Origin of the sequence: Paracnuella aquatica, from assembly GCF_003332885.2 — a bacterium.
Classification (GTDB): domain Bacteria; phylum Bacteroidota; class Bacteroidia; order Chitinophagales; family Chitinophagaceae; genus Flavisolibacter; species Flavisolibacter aquaticus.
The window spans coordinates 34,909-51,426 of sequence record NZ_QOWJ01000017.1; the positions used below are offsets into that span (position 1 = coordinate 34,909).

Sequence of the window (16,518 nt, forward strand, 5' to 3'; positions counted from 1 at the left end):
TTATACCGGCGATACTTAAAAAAAAGAACACTGATTTTTAGGAAATTGAATGCCGGCTCCCTATTTTTGCAGCCCTTGCAAAGGAGCTCTGCTCTGAGAGAGGACGGTGAGGTGGATGAGTGGCTGAAATCAGTAGTTTGCTAAACTGCCGTACGGGTTAAACTGTACCGCGGGTTCGAATCCCGCCCTCACCGCAGCAAACAGCCGATTGAGAGATTGGCAAAAAATATTCGGGAAGTAGCGCAGGCCGGTAGCGCACCTGGTTTGGGACCAGGGGGTCGCAGGTTCGAATCCTGTCTTCCCGACTTAAACCTTGTCAAAAGGAAACTAAACCTGTAAGTTCTAAGTGACTTACAGGTTTTTTTATTTTCTTCCTGTCAATTTATAGCAGAAAATAGCAAAACTCTGGTGAGTCATTCGGTGAGTCAAACATGGCACCCGTTTTGGACTCACCAGCTTCGTTATAAGTTGTTGATTTACATTGAAATGGGTTAATTTTTTTGACCTGTTTTGATAGGATTAATATACGATTTGGGCCGCGGATTAGAAGGAACGAGTGAGAGAGAAATCAAATCTTTTTTAAACCTGTCAAAACAAATTGTATGGAGACTATCCACACATTCGGAATTGACCTGCTGATCCGAAAATGCAAGCACAACAAAAAGCAGGGCTTCATCTATGCTCGTATCACCGTTGACGAAGAACGAGCCGAAATTTCAACAAAGGAGAAAATTGACGTCGCTGCCTGGGACCCGGACAGGGAAATAGTAAAGGGAAAGACTATTGAGGTCAAGGAGATCAACCAGCACCTCGATGACATTCGCCACAAGATCCGGTCTAAATACCGAATGCTGAAAGAAAACGAATCCCTTATCACTGCCGAAAAGGTTAAGGAGGCATACGAGGGCATACTTTCCTGCCAAAAGGGTCACACGCTGGCGGAGCTTATGGCTTACTACAAGAAGATTTGGGAGACCAAGATGAAGAAAGGCGGCTTCAAGAACTACAAGACCACCATAGATTACCTGACCAAGTTCCTGGAGAGCAAATACCCTTCAAAAGATGTTTACCTCGCTCAATTGAACATGGAGTTTGCAACTGAGTTTGAACACTACGTCAGAACCTGCCCCCTCAAGGAATATGATCCCAGCCTGGGAAATGGCGTAGGCAAACACATACAGCGCTTCAAGCGTATACTGAATTGGGGCGCTGATGCAAAGGACGGAATTGGTTGGATGAAAACCAATCCTTGCGGGAAGTACAGTTGTCCCCTCAAAAAGAACAAGCGCAAGAAACTGACGTTTGAACTGCTGGTAAAGCTTGAGCAAAAATCCTTTCAGGATGCCACACTCAATTACGTCAAGGAACTGTTCCTCTTTAGTTGCTACACTGGTTTTGCTTTCGCCGATGTCATGGCACTTCGGGAAAGCCATTTTGAATGGGACGGCGATGATACCATCTGGTGCAGAATTTACCGGGCCAAATCCGATATTCTGTCGCCAATCCCGCTGCTAAAAGACGCGGCCAAAATCATTAACCGGCATCGGAACGATGAAGGCTTGGGCTATGGCGATTCGATTTTCAAACGACTCACCAACCAGTTCGTGAACCGTTGCTTGAAGGTAATTCAAGAAGCTTGCGAATTCGATATTCCGCTAACCTTTCACGTTGCCCGGCACACTTTCGCAAAGACAGTTGCCTTGAAAAACGGCATTCCATTGGAAACCGTTCAATTGATGATGGGGCATACCAAAATCACCACAACGCAGATTTATGCCGAAGTGGACGAAGAGAAAATCATCAGTGATATGTCCGGTATTGAGGAGAAACTGGCGGCAAAAAGAGGAAGTGTAATCGATCGCCTAAGTAATCCTGTTTCACTTTCTGCTTAAGAAAGCGTTAGCTCAAGTATTAAAATCCCAACTTTTAGCCGCTTATGGGTTTCGCTATAAATGGCCAAAACCTTTGTATTGAAGGTTGTGTAATTGTTTGCCAGCATATTCACCCAAACGGTGCTTGTGAAATTGCTACGTGTTTTTGTGGGCGCGCTCGGGGAAACGTGGTTTTTACCGTAGCCTGAGAGCCACTGATGATTGGCATTTCACATAGTAACATTCGTCAATAATGTTCTATGATAGACTTTTTGGAACCCTGTACTTTTCCAGCTTCCAGCCAATAGTGTCCGGAAAATCTATGACTAATCCTAGGATCGACATCCGTACCAGCATTTCGGCCACTTAAAATTTGCTTTTGGCCGAAGACTAACCAGCAAAGCTTATAACCACTTTGTGCTAGATACAACTCGAAAACATCTCTTCTGACAAGCAGGGTCGATGGACCTGGTGCATTGACTGAAGGATCTTGGCAAAGTACAATGCCGTTGTGGTCAGCGAATTCACCTACCTTATTCGTAAATCTCAAATCTAGACCATACCATATTTTTTCAGACGGCATATAGAAACTAATTGGCCTTTCTTTCGAACGGTCTTTGGCTTTATCCCAGAAATACTCCTCTACTGGTAGATGTACATTAATAGCCTTGCCATTTCGGCCTTTTCCGATATAAAAAGTTTCATCACCGTTCCCTCCATACCATGGTTTTTGTAATTCCTTGTAACACTGTGACCAATAATACTCTCTGTAAAATGTCGCAGATTTGCTTGCTGGATCGGGAAGATGTTCATTATAAAAATCAGTTGAAACTGCCCACGCTGAGAAAGCAGCAAAATCTTCCTCCTTAACGAGGTATGCACGTGAAAGCACATACATACGTTTAACCGGATATTGGAATCTTTCTTCTCCCAGTGGTGTTTTCTCATCCCAATCTGCATGCATCCATAGTGATATCCATTCCACTCCATCTCCGTCCGTTATATTTACCAAATTTTCAATAGCAGGTATATCACCTTCTAAGCCCATCCACACTCTGTTGGTCATGGAAAAATCTATAGTGTGATAACTTAACCACCATGGTTTATGTTTGACCCAGTCTTCGGATTTGGTGTCCATTGTCTTTGTAATGGTAAGAGTCGGATCAATATCCCGTACATTAGGTTCCCAAGTGCCCTTATATGTTGTTGGTTCATCATTGCTGGAATCCTTCATATCTGCGTGATCAGCCACTCTTGCCAACACTTCCATCATCGCAATCCACTGGTACTTTTTACCAATACGTTCACTTCCCTCATTACGATTTCTTCTGCCACTCCTTTCATATTCTCCGTGTATTTTATAAGAATATCCCATATCGAATATGCGCTTGATAGCATAACGACTCAACTCAGACGGGTCGACGTCCCAATCACTCAACGCATTGGCAAATGTGTATCTTCCAAAATCCCCATAATTGGAACCAGTTTTCATTGACTCAAAAATTTCCTCCTGGTAGTACGCATTTTTATCATCCGGATCTTCTACTACATACTGTGCTTTAAGCTGCGTGTAATCGGGTATGTCAGTTATTGCTTCGCTTGAATAAGGGGGAAGTGCTTTACTTGGGTCGAAAGTAAGCTCAATGGCATGATACCTAGCGTAATCAATTATTCCCTTTGCATAATCCCTCGTAAGTAGGTCAGGGTACACGTTTTCTTGACTGAAAAATGTGTTATTTAAGTACTCGCATAATGCTGACCTGTGCTTATTATCTTTGGTTCTCAGGGATACGCCATATGCAGCAGCTAGCAACCTTTGATAAACGTATGGATCATTTACTCCTTCGAATTTTTTGAGCAGCACTAACAATAGATGCGGCCGATATTCCAGAAGCGAAACAAGTGCTTTGGTCGAGCGATCTCTGATATTACGGTCCGCACTGATCAGGAACCAAGAAAGTGTTATTGATGTAAGCAAAACGCTCTCGTCTGATAAATTGCTTCTATCCTCGTCTTTCCAAGACCAATCAATAATTCGCTGTATAGAAGAATCATCATCATAGTACTCATTACTCAGCCAAGACTGCAGCTTGGCATCGCGTTCTGCCATCGATAATCTGATAAAATTTTTATGAATGAACTCAGCATTGAAAATATGCTTGGGATTAGAGGTTACCAGCAATATATCATACATGAATACCGTAAACATGCGGTTGGTTTCAATTACCACATCCTGTACATATCTTAACAGTTTATCGTACTTCGAAATTTCCTTTTTACCAAACTTATTACTTAACCATCCCCTGCATTTTTCCCACCTTGTTTTCCCTTTATAGCCTTCACTGAAGCTATCTGCGTTTCTCCAAATAAGGCTTTTAGTAAATGAAGAAGCAATAACATCAGATTTCCGGACTGAATCGGGAACCAATTCAAACAGTTCTAAATCATGCTCTTCCGGCAACAATACGCTTAACGCTTCGGCTAAACCAGCGTTTTGATAAACTGACTGCTCATCTTTAAAATAGGGATATAAAACGCCTTTTTTACTGAAAGCCTTTTTACAATTACCATTGGCTTTTTGCAACAATTCGGTAGCAACGAGGTAATCAAAGAACCGCTCATACATGAAATACACTCCCTCCACAGGATGTTTTCCTGGAAAGTAGTACATGTTCTTTGCTAGCACTCCTTCCGAAATCAGGTCGTCGAGGAATTGCTTACGATCGTGAATTATGGACAGGAAGGGGAGTGAATTTGTGAAATAGACAGCATCCTCATACGGTAAATTCACGAGCTTTTCGTCCGCAAATTTCTTGGCAAGCGCCATTACAAATCTCCGGACGAGGTTTATGCCCACGTAACTATGCTTCACAGCAAGTTTTTCGTTGATACCGTTTAGGAAAAACTCAAGTATTTTGGAAAGTCCGTTGTGACCATCTGGTACCTTTGTCCTTCCTAAGCTTTTAAGTCCCTCGCAGAACAATCTAAGGAATAGAGGACTTCGGAATTCAGGATGCAGTAATGGAATTGACGGCTTTTCTATGCCATAATTATCAAAAAAGTAATCTGCAGCTTCATACTGCGCTTCCGAAAAACCGGTATGTACCAACTTTATCGATACCTTATCATTATAGATAGTTTCGTCCACCAGAAAGGCATGATACCCTGTTCTTACAGACACCACCACACCCAGCCATTTGTATTGTTTGATGGTTTCAATAAATAACCGTAGGTAATCACGCCAGAACAATTTACCCTGTCCTTCATTTATCGCATCTATAAAAATAACAAGCCGATGACCGGTTAATGCAGCTTTTGCATTAAGTGATGATAAGAGGTCCCTTTCTGTGTGATAGGGTAATAATAAATGGTTTATTATCTGCTGCCATGGATTTTGTCTGGTTACAAAATGCTGGCCCAATAGCAACATACTCAAATGGCCATCATCCATTCTTTTTTTCACAAGGTCAGCCAGAAGGTGTGACTTGCCATAACCAGCTTCTCCCTGTAGAATTACAGATGGATTATTGACAAGAAGAGATACCTCAGCATTCAACAGTCTGTTGAATTTCTGTATGCTGTTATACAAATTATCCATCTCAGCAGTCTCACTGGAGAGTGGAGGGTATGAATGTCTAGGTGTTGGTGTAGTCGCTTCAACCTTTCGACGCTCTTGGTAAAGGTCACCTAAACAGCTGTAAATCTGCTCTTGTATACTGTCGCATAAATCTATTATCGGTTGAAAAGGGACAGCATCACACCCGTCTGTTAAAAGATTGAGGTACTTGCCATGAATAGCTTTGAGATCAACATCAATTCGAGCAGTTTTTGTTTTTATGACCGGTGAAGCAAATGCATAATAGCACCTGCGACGTTTTTCCATTAGATCCTCAAATGCGCTGTCTAAACGGTTCTTAAATGCTTGATTTCTTGAAAGCCCATCAAATACTTTGACGATATCGAGTTCAAAATTATGATCAGGTGTATAGCGTTCTCCCAAGGCAGCAACAGCAAAATCTATTCTTTTGTCAAACCAGTCGTTTGTGAGATGTGAGGTATCCGGCTCGAAGATGTGGACAGGCAAAGATTTCAGGTCAAAGCCTAGTGTTCGTAATGATTCTACGCTGCAGAATTTAAGCGTCGCATGGTCTGCAAAGTCAGGAATGGAAATGAGTACACCTGCGCAGGCCAGTATTTCCTTATTATCATAAAACAATGCTGAACCTGAAAGACCCTTCAGCCACTCGCTACCATACTGGAAATCTCTATTAGCCAGCATTTGCCTATCTATAGTACAGGTGAAATGGTTGGGATTCAACTTCTCTTTGTATTTGATATCCTGCCGGGTTTCCGGTCCACCGCCATTACCATAATAGCCTCTGAGTATAAAAGTCCTCTTGTTTGTTGCAGGTATCTCAGAAAAATACACTTCCGCGTAGTCATTGCCTATCTGAATTTTTCCGAGGTCCAGCAATGCTATGTCCATTTCCTTACTCTCTATTTCATTGCCAAAGAAGCCATCAACTGGCAGCATTTTACCATGATTGTCTTTTATTAATATTTCGGCGGGCACGCAGGTTTCGTTGAGATCTACACCATAGAGGTTATGGGCGACTGTTATGCAGTACAGGTTGCTGTCTCGGGTGAACAGAAGACCCGAACCTTTGAAATTGCCACCTTTGTAAATAGCTGCAGTGGTTAGTTGGAATGTTTGTGGTAGCATTAATCGGCAAAATCTATTTCTGGTGAATGTGTAAATATTATGTTTAGACTCGTCAGTTCATCAGGCGTCAGCAGCCCCTCCGTACTATTTGGATAATTGCAATGGACCGTTATAGGCTGATTTTTATTATAGCGTCCATACTCGCTGAGCCTGATGATAGTTTCTCTATCCGGATGGTAATCTTTTCCTGCTCCACTTGTCGAGATGTAATAATTTGAGCAATTAAGTATCGAAAGTAGTTTCTGGCTTGTGTTGTGCTTGGAACCATGATGGCTAAGCTTGCAGCAATTCAGTTTTAGTTTGTTTTGGGCGTTGTACCCCAACTTCACAAGTGAGTCGTACACGATATCCGGGTGTGCATCTCCTAGCATCAATATGTTGGTGCTTCCATTAGTTACCAAAAGCGCAATAGAGGAGGCATTTACTACTCCTTGTTTCCAGCTAGGAATATTTTCCGGTTCGTTTACTATTTCATCGTAATTTTTCAGATTTAACGTTCGTCTACCTACCTTTCCCTCGTCATGTTTTTCTTTTTTATCAGCTTCTGAAATTGTTTCTGCATTCCATTCTTTGACTAACTGGGTCAGTATTTCTTGATCCGGTGATAATATCTTTAGTTTCAGATCTCCAAATGCTAGTATATCATTCTCATAATGACCTTTGAATAAGGGATGCACTTCCACACCCTTGTCACTGAACCATTCATTCAACTTATTAGCATGAGAGTAGCCCACTTCGCCAGTTTCTGATGGTAATCCAAAAGCAAGGTCAGGGGTATTTATAAATACTGGGCAAGCGGGTATGAGCACCTCTTTTGCTTTGATCAGGCTGTATATACCACCAATATGATCATAATCGACATGCGTGAGTATTATTCCTTCTAATTTCGGCCCACTTTTTAAAACCTCTCTTATGAACTTATAAGTCAATGCGATTCCTGCATCTATCAATATGGCTCTATCTTGTTCACATTCTCTCCATGAAATCAGGAAAGAATCGCCCTTGCCGGCCATAAAACCTCTTAGTTTCATTTAGTTATAAGTTTAGGTCTGCAAAAATAGCATAGGTTAGATAACCTACGGGAGATGAAGAAATATCGAAGGACAGCATTAGCTAGAGTGAAGTTTAGCTTTAAGTTTCAGAACATTACCATAAGTGAGTTGTATCAAGGGAAAAAGTGGCGTATCATGCACCCTTTGATAAGTGCAATAGGGTATAGCATTATAAGGTGGCTTCAGGATTTTTTGAGGGGTGTTGAGAAGAAAAAAGTCGTCGGCTAAATAGAAAACAAAGCATGGACATTAATTATTTATTAGCGTACATAGAAACAAGAAAAAATACGCTGCTTCACGACAACGACCTGATTCCGTCTATGTATCGCAGTGAGATAGAGACGGCTGCTTCGTACGACGGCCGACAGTTGCTGGAAATGTTGCAGAATGCAGACGATGCAAAAAGCAGTACCGTACGCATTATTTTGGATACAAAAGCGCAGTTGCTGGAAATAGCAAATGTTGGGACGCCCTTTGATGATGGAGGGATCGAGAGCATCATGCTGGCGCACAAGAGTCCGAAGAGCGTTGACAGGGCTTACATTGGAAATAAAGGGCTCGGTTTCCGTTCTGTCATTAGCTGGGCCACTGAAGTGGAGATTATTACAAGGTGGGCGTCGTTTCTTTTTTCGAAAACCCAGGCCAGTGATTTTTTTGATGAACTGGTGAAAGAGGAGAAAAAAGTGGTCATGAAGGCTGATTCACGGGTGCGGAGAGGGGAGGCTCCTTTTCCCATGCTGGCCCTGCCTTTCGTGGATGTTTCTAAGAAACAGGAAGGAGCATGGGAAACCACTATCCGGCTCAAATACGAGAAAAAAGTAGAAGGGAGCATTCTAAAGCAAATGGAGGATTTGCGACCCGAAATTTTGCTGTTTCTGAATTCAATCCGTTCCCTTGAATTATGTCATGATGGTGTTACGCAGGTGCTCAAATGCGACGAGGTGCAGCGGGATTTTCGCATAATTGAAGGAAAAAAATGGCTGCTCTCGGACTCTGGTGATGTTCCTTATCCTGAAGAGCCGGGAAAATTTTACCGCTTTATTCTTGCCTATCAGGAGGACCTTGCTGACGACTACTATCGCTTGTTTACGTATTTTCCAACGAAAGTATTGATTCATCTGCCCCTGCTTATTCATGCCACCTTTGAGCTCGACCCTGCACGCAATGGCCTGAATGACTCTGCCTACAACCGTGACCTTTTAAAGAAGCTCGCGGCATTTATCGGAAAAACGGCGCTGGACCGGAAACGGCCCGTTGCCGATTGGCGTGTTTACCGGATGGTAAACCCTTTGCAGCCACCGGGCAGCGACATACTGAAAGAGCTCTATTCCGGTCTTGCCGAAATTCGAAACGAGAAAGATATCTACCCCTGTGTGGATGGCACATACCGGAAGTTGGACGAGGTGAAACACTACAGTGTTGATTTTGCACAGTGGATTGCAGAGACAGGCTACCTACGAAATGTACCAGAGCTTCTTTTAGCGGATAAGGAGGGCATGGTGATTTTACGTGAAAGTATGTTCCGCAACCGCCGGTGGCAGGCTGGTGTGCTCAAGCAGAAAATTGATGGCCTGAGTGCCGCTCTCCGGGACCAAATTCCAGGCGGACAACGTAACTGGCAGGAAAGAAAAGATTTGACCGACCTGTTACTCGACCCTTCGTTTTCGCCTTATCCCCCTGAAAAGTTTTCCCTTTTTGTGAACGAGGCTGGCCGTGTGATTCCGTCTTCCGAAGTCGCTTACACGCCTGTTATTTTAGGGGAGAATGTGTTCAGTAAACCATCTTTCGTGGGGATTGAGTTGATGAACCGTGAGTTGTACCAACTTTTGGTCACACAGCACAAAGCAAAATTTGCCCGGGAAGACGCCGATGTCCAAGAGTCACGTCAGTTCAAAAACTATTTTGAGAAGCTTGTCAACATTCAGCCCTACGATATCAATACCGTTTTGCTGAGGATCATTGCAGCAACTCGTTCTGCATATAAAAAGGCACAAGGTTTAGAGGCCCAACATTCGATTATCAGAGAGGCGATTCAGAGCCTTTTTGATAATTACAAACGGCTTAGGGACCCTGCAGAATGTTTTTCAGACAGTTGCCCCGTACTAACGAAAAAAGGGGAAATCAAGGAAAGCAGCGAGGTGTTGTTGAGCAATGCTTATCCGAGTGGCCAGTTAACGGAACAAATCTATGCTGGTGTTTTGAACGGAAGCGATTATCTGGGCGCCCCGGAGCAGCACGGTTTACAAGGTGATGGCACGGATGTCGAGGCTTTTTTTGTCTGGCTTGGGGTGAATCGTTATGTAAGGCTGGAGCCCTTTTCATTTGAAAGCAAGACCGCTGCAACTGAACCTTACCTGTCCTATCTGTTGGTGAAAAAAGTGATTACCGATGAAGCGGCATCTTTCTCACTGAAAGGAGAGCAGATTTCGGCATTCCGGGAAACGATTGCCAGGCTATCGGCTGAGCGGATATTGCAGTTGGTGCTGAGTGATCCCAAAATACGGGCCCGTATGGAGGTGCAGAACGAAGACAAGCTGACGCAGGTAAAACCTCGGCATGTGCTTGTGCCGAACAAACCCTCATACATCAACTACCAGTTGGAGTCACTGGGCCGTTTTTCGAACTATGTTGCCGATCACAATGAGCTGCTTCTGCTCAACGATAAAACGGCGAACCTGGAGAACTTTGTTTTCAATGGTTGCACCATTGCAACCGGGGAGGTGCAGCACATTTTGCACCGCCTTGGGGCCAAGCTTTCATTTGACGAATTGCTGCCCAACCAGGTTTATCACTTTATCGCCAGGTGCGGGCAGGAGTGTTGGACCGAAGCCCAAGCAAAAAAGCTTTACCAGCTTTGCTTCAATTATTTCCGCAAAAGAACCGAAAAAGAGGAATTTCCAATCCCTTCTTATAAGCTGCTTGCCGAGAAAGAGAATGAAACGGGATACATAGACCGTGATCTTGTTTACTACAGCGACAATGCCACGCTCCCTTCCCATCTTGCACAAACGTTTTGGATGTTTGAATTTCCAAAACGGCGTGGTGAAGACCAGGTGTCCGGCTATTTTGGAACAAAAACTTTCAAAAATCTGCACTTGCAACGGGTTGGTGAAGCCGGCCTTCATCAGGCAGCGCCGGATTTTGAAAGCTGGGTTGAGCGCATCAAACCGTTTGTGCTTGCCTTTCGTTTGGCCGATTTGAATGATGAGAAAACCAAAAAGACAACCATCAGTCAGTTAAAATCCTTGCGTGTTCAACTGGTTAGCGGCCTTGCGTATTCAATAAACAGTTCGGATACAAAACCTTTACAACCGGGAGAGTTTATCCAACTTGATGATGACGTGTATTATTTATGTGCCGCCCAGGGCTTGGCGATGGCAAAGTTGAAAGAAGAACCGGCGATTGGCGCTGCATTTGCCGAAATCATCTGTGTGCTTTTTAAAGTGAATGAAAGCTATGATACGTATCAGGCAATATTTAATGACAGCGAGTCATTAAAGCATACCCGGTTTCAGATACAATCCCGGAAACTTGGGGCGTATTTAGTAGAAGCTAGGAAGTGGCTGGGGCTTTCTTCTTACGAGCTGTCTTTTTGGACTGCAGTTCTTTCCTGGCGAAACACTACCCTTCCTTCGGAGGTGGAGAAGCGTGAGGTTTTGCACGAATTGATAAAGCAAACGTTGTCCTATCTGCCCGCCGAAGCTGCCAAAGCCGATTATGAAGCCTGGTCAACCCAGGAGTCTTACGCACTTCTGAAAGAATTATCGCTACGTTCCAAAATATCGCCGGAACAGATTCGAGAAAAAGATGCAGGTTTCATGGGATTGCGAAATTGGCATTACAAAAGGCTGTGTGCTTACATAGCAGATTTTGAAAAGCCTTGGACCCTTGCCTTGTGGAAAAAACTAAAGGATGTCGGGACGCACCTGCAGAAACAGTTTATGCCTGAAAGACTCAAATACAACAAAACGGCCGAGAAAGCTGCCGATGAACTTGCAGCGGAAAATGCTTTGGCTGTTGATGTTGATTATAAGATTGTTTTGCGTAACCGGCTAAGTGAGGTATCCGGACTTGTTATATCATTTGACGACGAGCCTGATATATTTTGTAATCTGTACACGTCAGTGCTTGCGGAAGCCGGCGTTTCCGAAGAAGATTTACCGGAAGAGCTACAAAGCCTCTTGTACTTTACAGGTTATGATGAAGAAATAAGAAAAGGCGTTTTTGCCTTGCGGGCTACTTCGGGTGCAGGGAAAACAGAGGAGAATAAAGGTAAGGGCACCACAACATCAGTAACTTTAAACGAGGTTTCTTTCGGGGCTGGAACGCCCCGGCCTTTTCATCACACTTCCAAAAAGGCAAACGGTGAAACACCCAGAGTCTATAACAGCTCATCTGCAGAACAGCAGAATGTTGCCGGGAAAGCCGCTGAACGCCTTGTGCGTGACAAGTTAATTGAGCTTTATCCAAATGGTAAAGTGCAGTGGCGCTCCCGGTATTCGGACGAAGACGCATTAAATAAGGACGACACCTTGGGGTATGATATTGAATATAAATGTGACTCAACTGATGATGAATGGTATTTGGTGGAAGTGAAGTCTGCGTCGGGGGAAAATTTTATCATCAGTAGAAACGAAGTAATGAAGGGAATTGAAAAAAAAGATCGCTACCAAATAGCCATCGTGCAGAATGGGGTCATTTACTTAGACAAGCATTATTTTTTAAGTGATGACCGGATTGAAACATTTAAAGCGTTGTTGGGAAATCCTGAAGTTTTGCCGTTGAATTTTGAAGTCAGCTTTACCCTACCGCGGTAGGCACAGAGCACTGAGGTTTGTCGTGCCTAGACCAATGGCTAAAGTACAATAGTTAAGATTTGATCTTACGGACAGTGTCAGACAAGTTTAGACTCGTCGTACAAAACACTCCATTCAATATTTTCTTGGCAATGCCCCTCCACAAAAGAAAAGGGGTTTGGCAAGAAAATATTTGATCCGACAGGATCAAGGCCTAAACACAAAGACTGTTTGTAAGATCAAATACTGAGTTTTACAGCTAAAGCAAGTGCTTCGACCTTTGCTGTGTCGTAGTCTTTTATTTCAGCCTAATCTCGTAAGAAAGCTTTCCAGCAAGACAAACTTGTGAATGGCAACTATTTCTCTTTTTTTATGATCAGATGCTTTAGCCCGGGATGATTCAGCAAGTCCTCCATTTGAGACTGCACAAGGTCTTGCACATCTTGTTTAATCTGTAGGTAATTGCGTTGTATAATCGTATTATCCAGCTTCTTAATAATAGGTATTTCTTCATAGTGCTCTTGTTCCTTTTTCAAAGCATCATGGTCGTTTGATAGCTGGCAGTGGAAGGCCTTTAGTTCTATTTTCTGATCAGGATTGTCTGCCACCATGCCTACAAATTCTCCAGATGAAAGGGCTGCAATCTTTGAGGGGGGTATAGCCGCATCCAACTGTTTGGAGCGGCTGATAGAGGTATCAGAGCTGTTGATGGAGTAGCTGGATCTGTCCTGCATAATCTTGCCAAAACGTTCGGAGAGCTGCTTAGCGGTTTCTCCGGTAACCTGGCCGCTGATGATGTTGCCGGTGATATTCATGATCACATCTGCCTGCTCTTTACCATAATCTTTTCGGAGCTGGCTAAAGTCCTGAACACCCAGCGAAGTAGCTACTTTGTTGCTCCTTGCCGTAGCAATCAGGCTATCCATATTGTTGAGGTAAATGGTAGGAAATTCATCGAAAATGAGGCTGCTTTTCTGCATCCCTTTTCGGTTCACTAGCTTTACCAACCGGGTTACATAAAGGGAAAGCACGGCGCCATAGATTTGAAGCTTTTGCGGGTTGTTGCCCATGCACACAATTTTCGGCTCCTCCGGATTATTGATGTCCAGGGTGAAATCATTCCCGGATAAAACATAGTAAATCTGTGGCGAAGATAGCCGGGCCATGGCCACTTTAGCGGCCGCAATCTGTCCTTCCAACTGCTCCATGGCATCATTCAAATAAGCGGTAATGAAGGGGTTGATCAGCACCTCAATTTCCTTTTCCGTTCTTAGTACCGAAAACAATGTATCGTAATCCACCTGCATCAGTTCTATTACATGTGGCAGAGTGCAGAATTCGCCATCCTGGTACCGACGCAAAAACCATATGACTGCACTTAGGAAATTAATCGGAGACTCTACAAAAAAATCACCCTGCCGTTTTATCCATTCCCGGTTTAGTCCCATCAGAATGGTGCGGGCCGATTCTGCTGCATCAGTAATGTCTGACATGGTGGATGGTTCCAGTGGATTGCAGCGGTGACTGCGGCTTAGATCATCAAAGTTGATGACATGAAACTGGGGTGCAACAGGGTAGAGGTGCCTGTATTTTAAGTAAGTGTTGTAAGCTACAAGCGACAGGTCAGCAAACTTAAAATCATAAACAAACATGGTGAACCCTTTCTTTATGTGCTGGGTAATTACATGTCGAATGACAAAGTAAGACTTGCCTGATCCGGGTGAGCCTAGGACCAGCAAGGCCCGGAAGGGATTGATAATATTGATCCAACTCCTGCGCCACCTGCCTTTTAAATTATAACGTGCTGGCAGGTTGATGGAAAACTCGTTTTGAAGCAATCGTTCTTCCTGCGGGAATGTTTCATTCGCTTTATTGAAGACGTCTTTATGAATGAACTTTCCTTGTACAACACGGGATAGCAAGGTGCCTCCGGTTAGCATCAGAATAAAGCCAATGGTTGTTACTCCCATGTAGCATAAAGCAGCCGTTTCAGCCGCTGAAACGGCTTTTATACACCAATAGCTGGCGAAATAAATCAATAATCCAATAACAATAATAGCGCTTGCTTTTTTGTGGCTTAACGTTTCCTTCTTCCTTCCTTTTGCGCCCAATAAAGAGATGGCAAGAAAAGCCATTGCGATTGCCTTAGACGTATAAAAATGGTCGAATAAACCCGTCCCTTCGATGTTCTGGAGAAGTCTATCCGTTAACGTCGTGGTAAGCTGCCACTGCACAAAAGCACCGTAGCAATAATAGTAAAAGTGAAGGGCCAATAGCAATATGCTCATTAGCCGGGTCATGTCTAAAATCTTCCGCAATCCTTGCTCATTTTCGCCTGTGTGCATAGCCATAGGTCGTCCATTTTATGGGTGGTGGGAAATGCGTTTCCGCTTTTTCTTTTTGGTGCTTTTCAGTTGGTGAGGCACATAGCCGGTGGTTTGTTCAGGCTGCAGCAACTCGTTTACGGCTTTCGGAATGTTTATCGAATTGTCTTGTTCGGTATAGAGTTTTTGCCCACTTTCTCCAGTCTGTTTATCCATCTCGGGACGTTTGTCAGCAGTATGGTGAAGCCGTACATTTAGTGCCAAGCCTTCGGTTTTACTACACCTTTCCTGAAGTCCTTTAGCACTATAGGCTTTTCCTAAATTGCTGCCGTTGAAGACAGTTTTTGTGCGGTGATCAATGTAGGTGACACCATAAATAAGTCCTTGGTCATTCTGTCGAACGGCTGTATGAATTCCGTCTTTTTCAAGTGTGTTTACGAGACTTTGCAGGGTGTGTTTCGGGTTCTTCAGAAGGGCTAAATCGATCGCATTTTTTACCCTTGCTTTATGCGGTTGTCGTGCTACTTCATTCTGTGCATAGCGCTGTTGGAGATGCTTCAATGTAGGCTTATTGTAAAAATCGCTGGCCTTTATGGGAACACCTATTTTCTTTCCTTCTGCATCCATTATCCGGTAAACCAAGCCTCCGTTTTTGTAAATACGGGACCCTTCATTGCCATTATCAGCCACAACATTGTACGGCTGCAAGACCGCATTTAATTCGGGCAGGGAGGTGTACTTATAGTTGTTCAGCACATGCTGCAACACGCCAGCAATAGCTCTTTTTGTTTCGCTTTTCCCGTATTGAACTTTCACTGCATTCACTGGCTCTAGCTCGTATGCTTGCCTTTGTTTGTGCTCATCAGCCTTCACTAATCCAAAGGCTTGTTCAATCTCCTTCCGGACTTTTTGAGATTGATTTTGCCCAATATTCTGAGTGTCTATCCGGCTGCCGTCAGGTCTCACTTTTACCGTTACCAAGTGAATGTGCGGGTGGCCGGCATCATGGTGTTGATACACTAAGTAGGGCTGTCCGGCAAAGCCAATTTTGGTCATGTAAGCATCTGCGATTTCACTCAGCTGCACATCGGAAAGGTGCTTTTCTGATGGGTCGAAGTTGAGCGATATGTGCACGCTGTTACGGGTCACATTTTCATTCAAAGCAGCCTGCTTCAGCAGCCGGTTTAGCTTGTTGGAAAGGGTTAATTGTGATACATCTTTGGGGTAATTGACAGCCGCTATGCACTCCGCGACGCCTTGCTTTACCTTCTGTTCATTGTAGTTTAGGGCTCTGTGAATGGACGTTCCTGTTTTGATTACTGCAACCATTGGTCGGCGATTTTGTTGATACGATTTTTGATCTCTTCTACTTTGTTTGAGAGGATTTCTTTCTCCAGTTCGTAGGTGATTATCCAGCTTCTGAATTCAGAAATTTGGTGCAGGGTGTGCAGTTTTTTCACGGCTTGATTGACGTTATTTCCGATGCTGTTTAGCTCACCTCTGAGCTGCATCATCTCTGACATAAAGTCATCCAAAGACTGGTTGCGGTAAGTGGCAACAACAGGCTTGCCCAGCAGGATCTTACGGGCATACTCACTCAGCTTTCGGCAGGTTGTTTTTTTGAAGCCCTTCTGGAGTTTGGTGTATTCCTCCGGCTTTAATCGCAGGTGTAGCCACTTTGTTCGATTATTGTTTTGTTCACTCATCACGGTTTCTTTTTCACGGTTTTTATAATCTGTTGCTTATTGGCAG

Annotated in this window: 6 protein-coding genes, 2 tRNA genes and 1 pseudogene; 4 read left to right on the forward strand and 5 right to left on the reverse strand. The window is 43.8% G+C overall.

Annotated features, from left to right (window positions below; translation table 11 throughout):
• Positions 1-105: 105 nt before the first annotated feature.
• From DRJ53_RS18580 to DRJ53_RS18590, 3 genes are all read left to right on the forward strand, one after another.
• A tRNA-Ser gene (locus tag DRJ53_RS18580) sits at positions 106-194 on the forward strand.
• A gap of 37 nt (positions 195-231) precedes the next feature.
• A tRNA-Pro gene (locus tag DRJ53_RS18585) sits at positions 232-305 on the forward strand.
• A gap of 297 nt (positions 306-602) precedes the next feature.
• Entirely contained in the window at positions 603-1,892 is a 1,290-nt protein-coding gene (locus DRJ53_RS18590; RefSeq protein WP_114237172.1) for a site-specific integrase, read from the forward strand.
• Between the two features lie 226 nt (positions 1,893-2,118).
• Here DRJ53_RS18590 and DRJ53_RS18595 read toward each other — a convergent pair whose 3' ends face one another.
• On the reverse strand, positions 2,119-6,594 hold the full coding sequence (locus DRJ53_RS18595; RefSeq protein WP_114237173.1) for an NACHT domain-containing protein: 4,476 nt from the start codon (positions 6,592-6,594) through the stop codon (positions 2,119-2,121).
• On the reverse strand, positions 6,594-7,625 hold the full coding sequence (locus tag DRJ53_RS18600; protein ID WP_114237174.1) for a ComEC/Rec2 family competence protein: 1,032 nt from the start codon (positions 7,623-7,625) through the stop codon (positions 6,594-6,596). The genes DRJ53_RS18595 and DRJ53_RS18600 overlap by 1 nt, the downstream gene beginning before the upstream one ends.
• A gap of 263 nt (positions 7,626-7,888) precedes the next feature.
• Here DRJ53_RS18600 and DRJ53_RS18610 point away from each other — a divergent pair, with 263 nt between their 5' ends.
• Positions 7,889-12,463, forward strand: coding sequence for a protein NO VEIN domain-containing protein (locus DRJ53_RS18610; RefSeq protein WP_114237176.1), 4,575 nt, complete (start codon positions 7,889-7,891; stop codon positions 12,461-12,463).
• Positions 12,464-12,798: 335 nt separating this feature from the next.
• Here DRJ53_RS18610 and mobC read toward each other — a convergent pair whose 3' ends face one another.
• The 3 genes and pseudogenes from mobC to DRJ53_RS18625 all read right to left on the reverse strand — a co-directional run.
• Complete coding sequence (mobC, locus tag DRJ53_RS18615; RefSeq protein WP_241558618.1) at positions 12,799-14,793, reverse strand: conjugal transfer protein MobC; 1,995 nt, start codon at positions 14,791-14,793, stop codon at positions 12,799-12,801.
• Positions 14,794-14,805: 12 nt separating this feature from the next.
• Positions 14,806-16,095: a relaxase/mobilization nuclease domain-containing protein gene (locus tag DRJ53_RS18620; RefSeq protein WP_114237177.1), complete on the reverse strand. Its 1,290-nt coding sequence runs from the start codon at positions 16,093-16,095 to the stop codon at positions 14,806-14,808.
• Positions 16,083-16,478 (reverse strand): annotated as a pseudogene (locus tag DRJ53_RS18625) (plasmid mobilization protein); the annotation flags it as partial. The pseudogene DRJ53_RS18625 and the gene DRJ53_RS18620, both read right to left, overlap by 13 nt.
• Positions 16,479-16,518 lie beyond the last annotated feature (40 nt).

What these genes read in the sequence shown, in the direction of transcription:
- DRJ53_RS18590 (WP_114237172.1), top strand. Translation starts at nt 603, where the DNA reads ATGGAGACTATCCACACATTCGGAATTGACCTGCTGATCCGAAAATGC.
- DRJ53_RS18595 (WP_114237173.1), bottom strand. Translation starts at nt 6,594, where the DNA reads ATGCTACCACAAACATTCCAACTAACCACTGCAGCTATTTACAAAGGT.
- DRJ53_RS18600 (WP_114237174.1), bottom strand. Translation starts at nt 7,625, where the DNA reads ATGAAACTAAGAGGTTTTATGGCCGGCAAGGGCGATTCTTTCCTGATT.
- DRJ53_RS18610 (WP_114237176.1), top strand. Translation starts at nt 7,889, where the DNA reads ATGGACATTAATTATTTATTAGCGTACATAGAAACAAGAAAAAATACG.
- mobC (WP_241558618.1), bottom strand. Translation starts at nt 14,793, where the DNA reads ATGGCTATGCACACAGGCGAAAATGAGCAAGGATTGCGGAAGATTTTA.
- DRJ53_RS18620 (WP_114237177.1), bottom strand. Translation starts at nt 16,095, where the DNA reads ATGGTTGCAGTAATCAAAACAGGAACGTCCATTCACAGAGCCCTAAAC.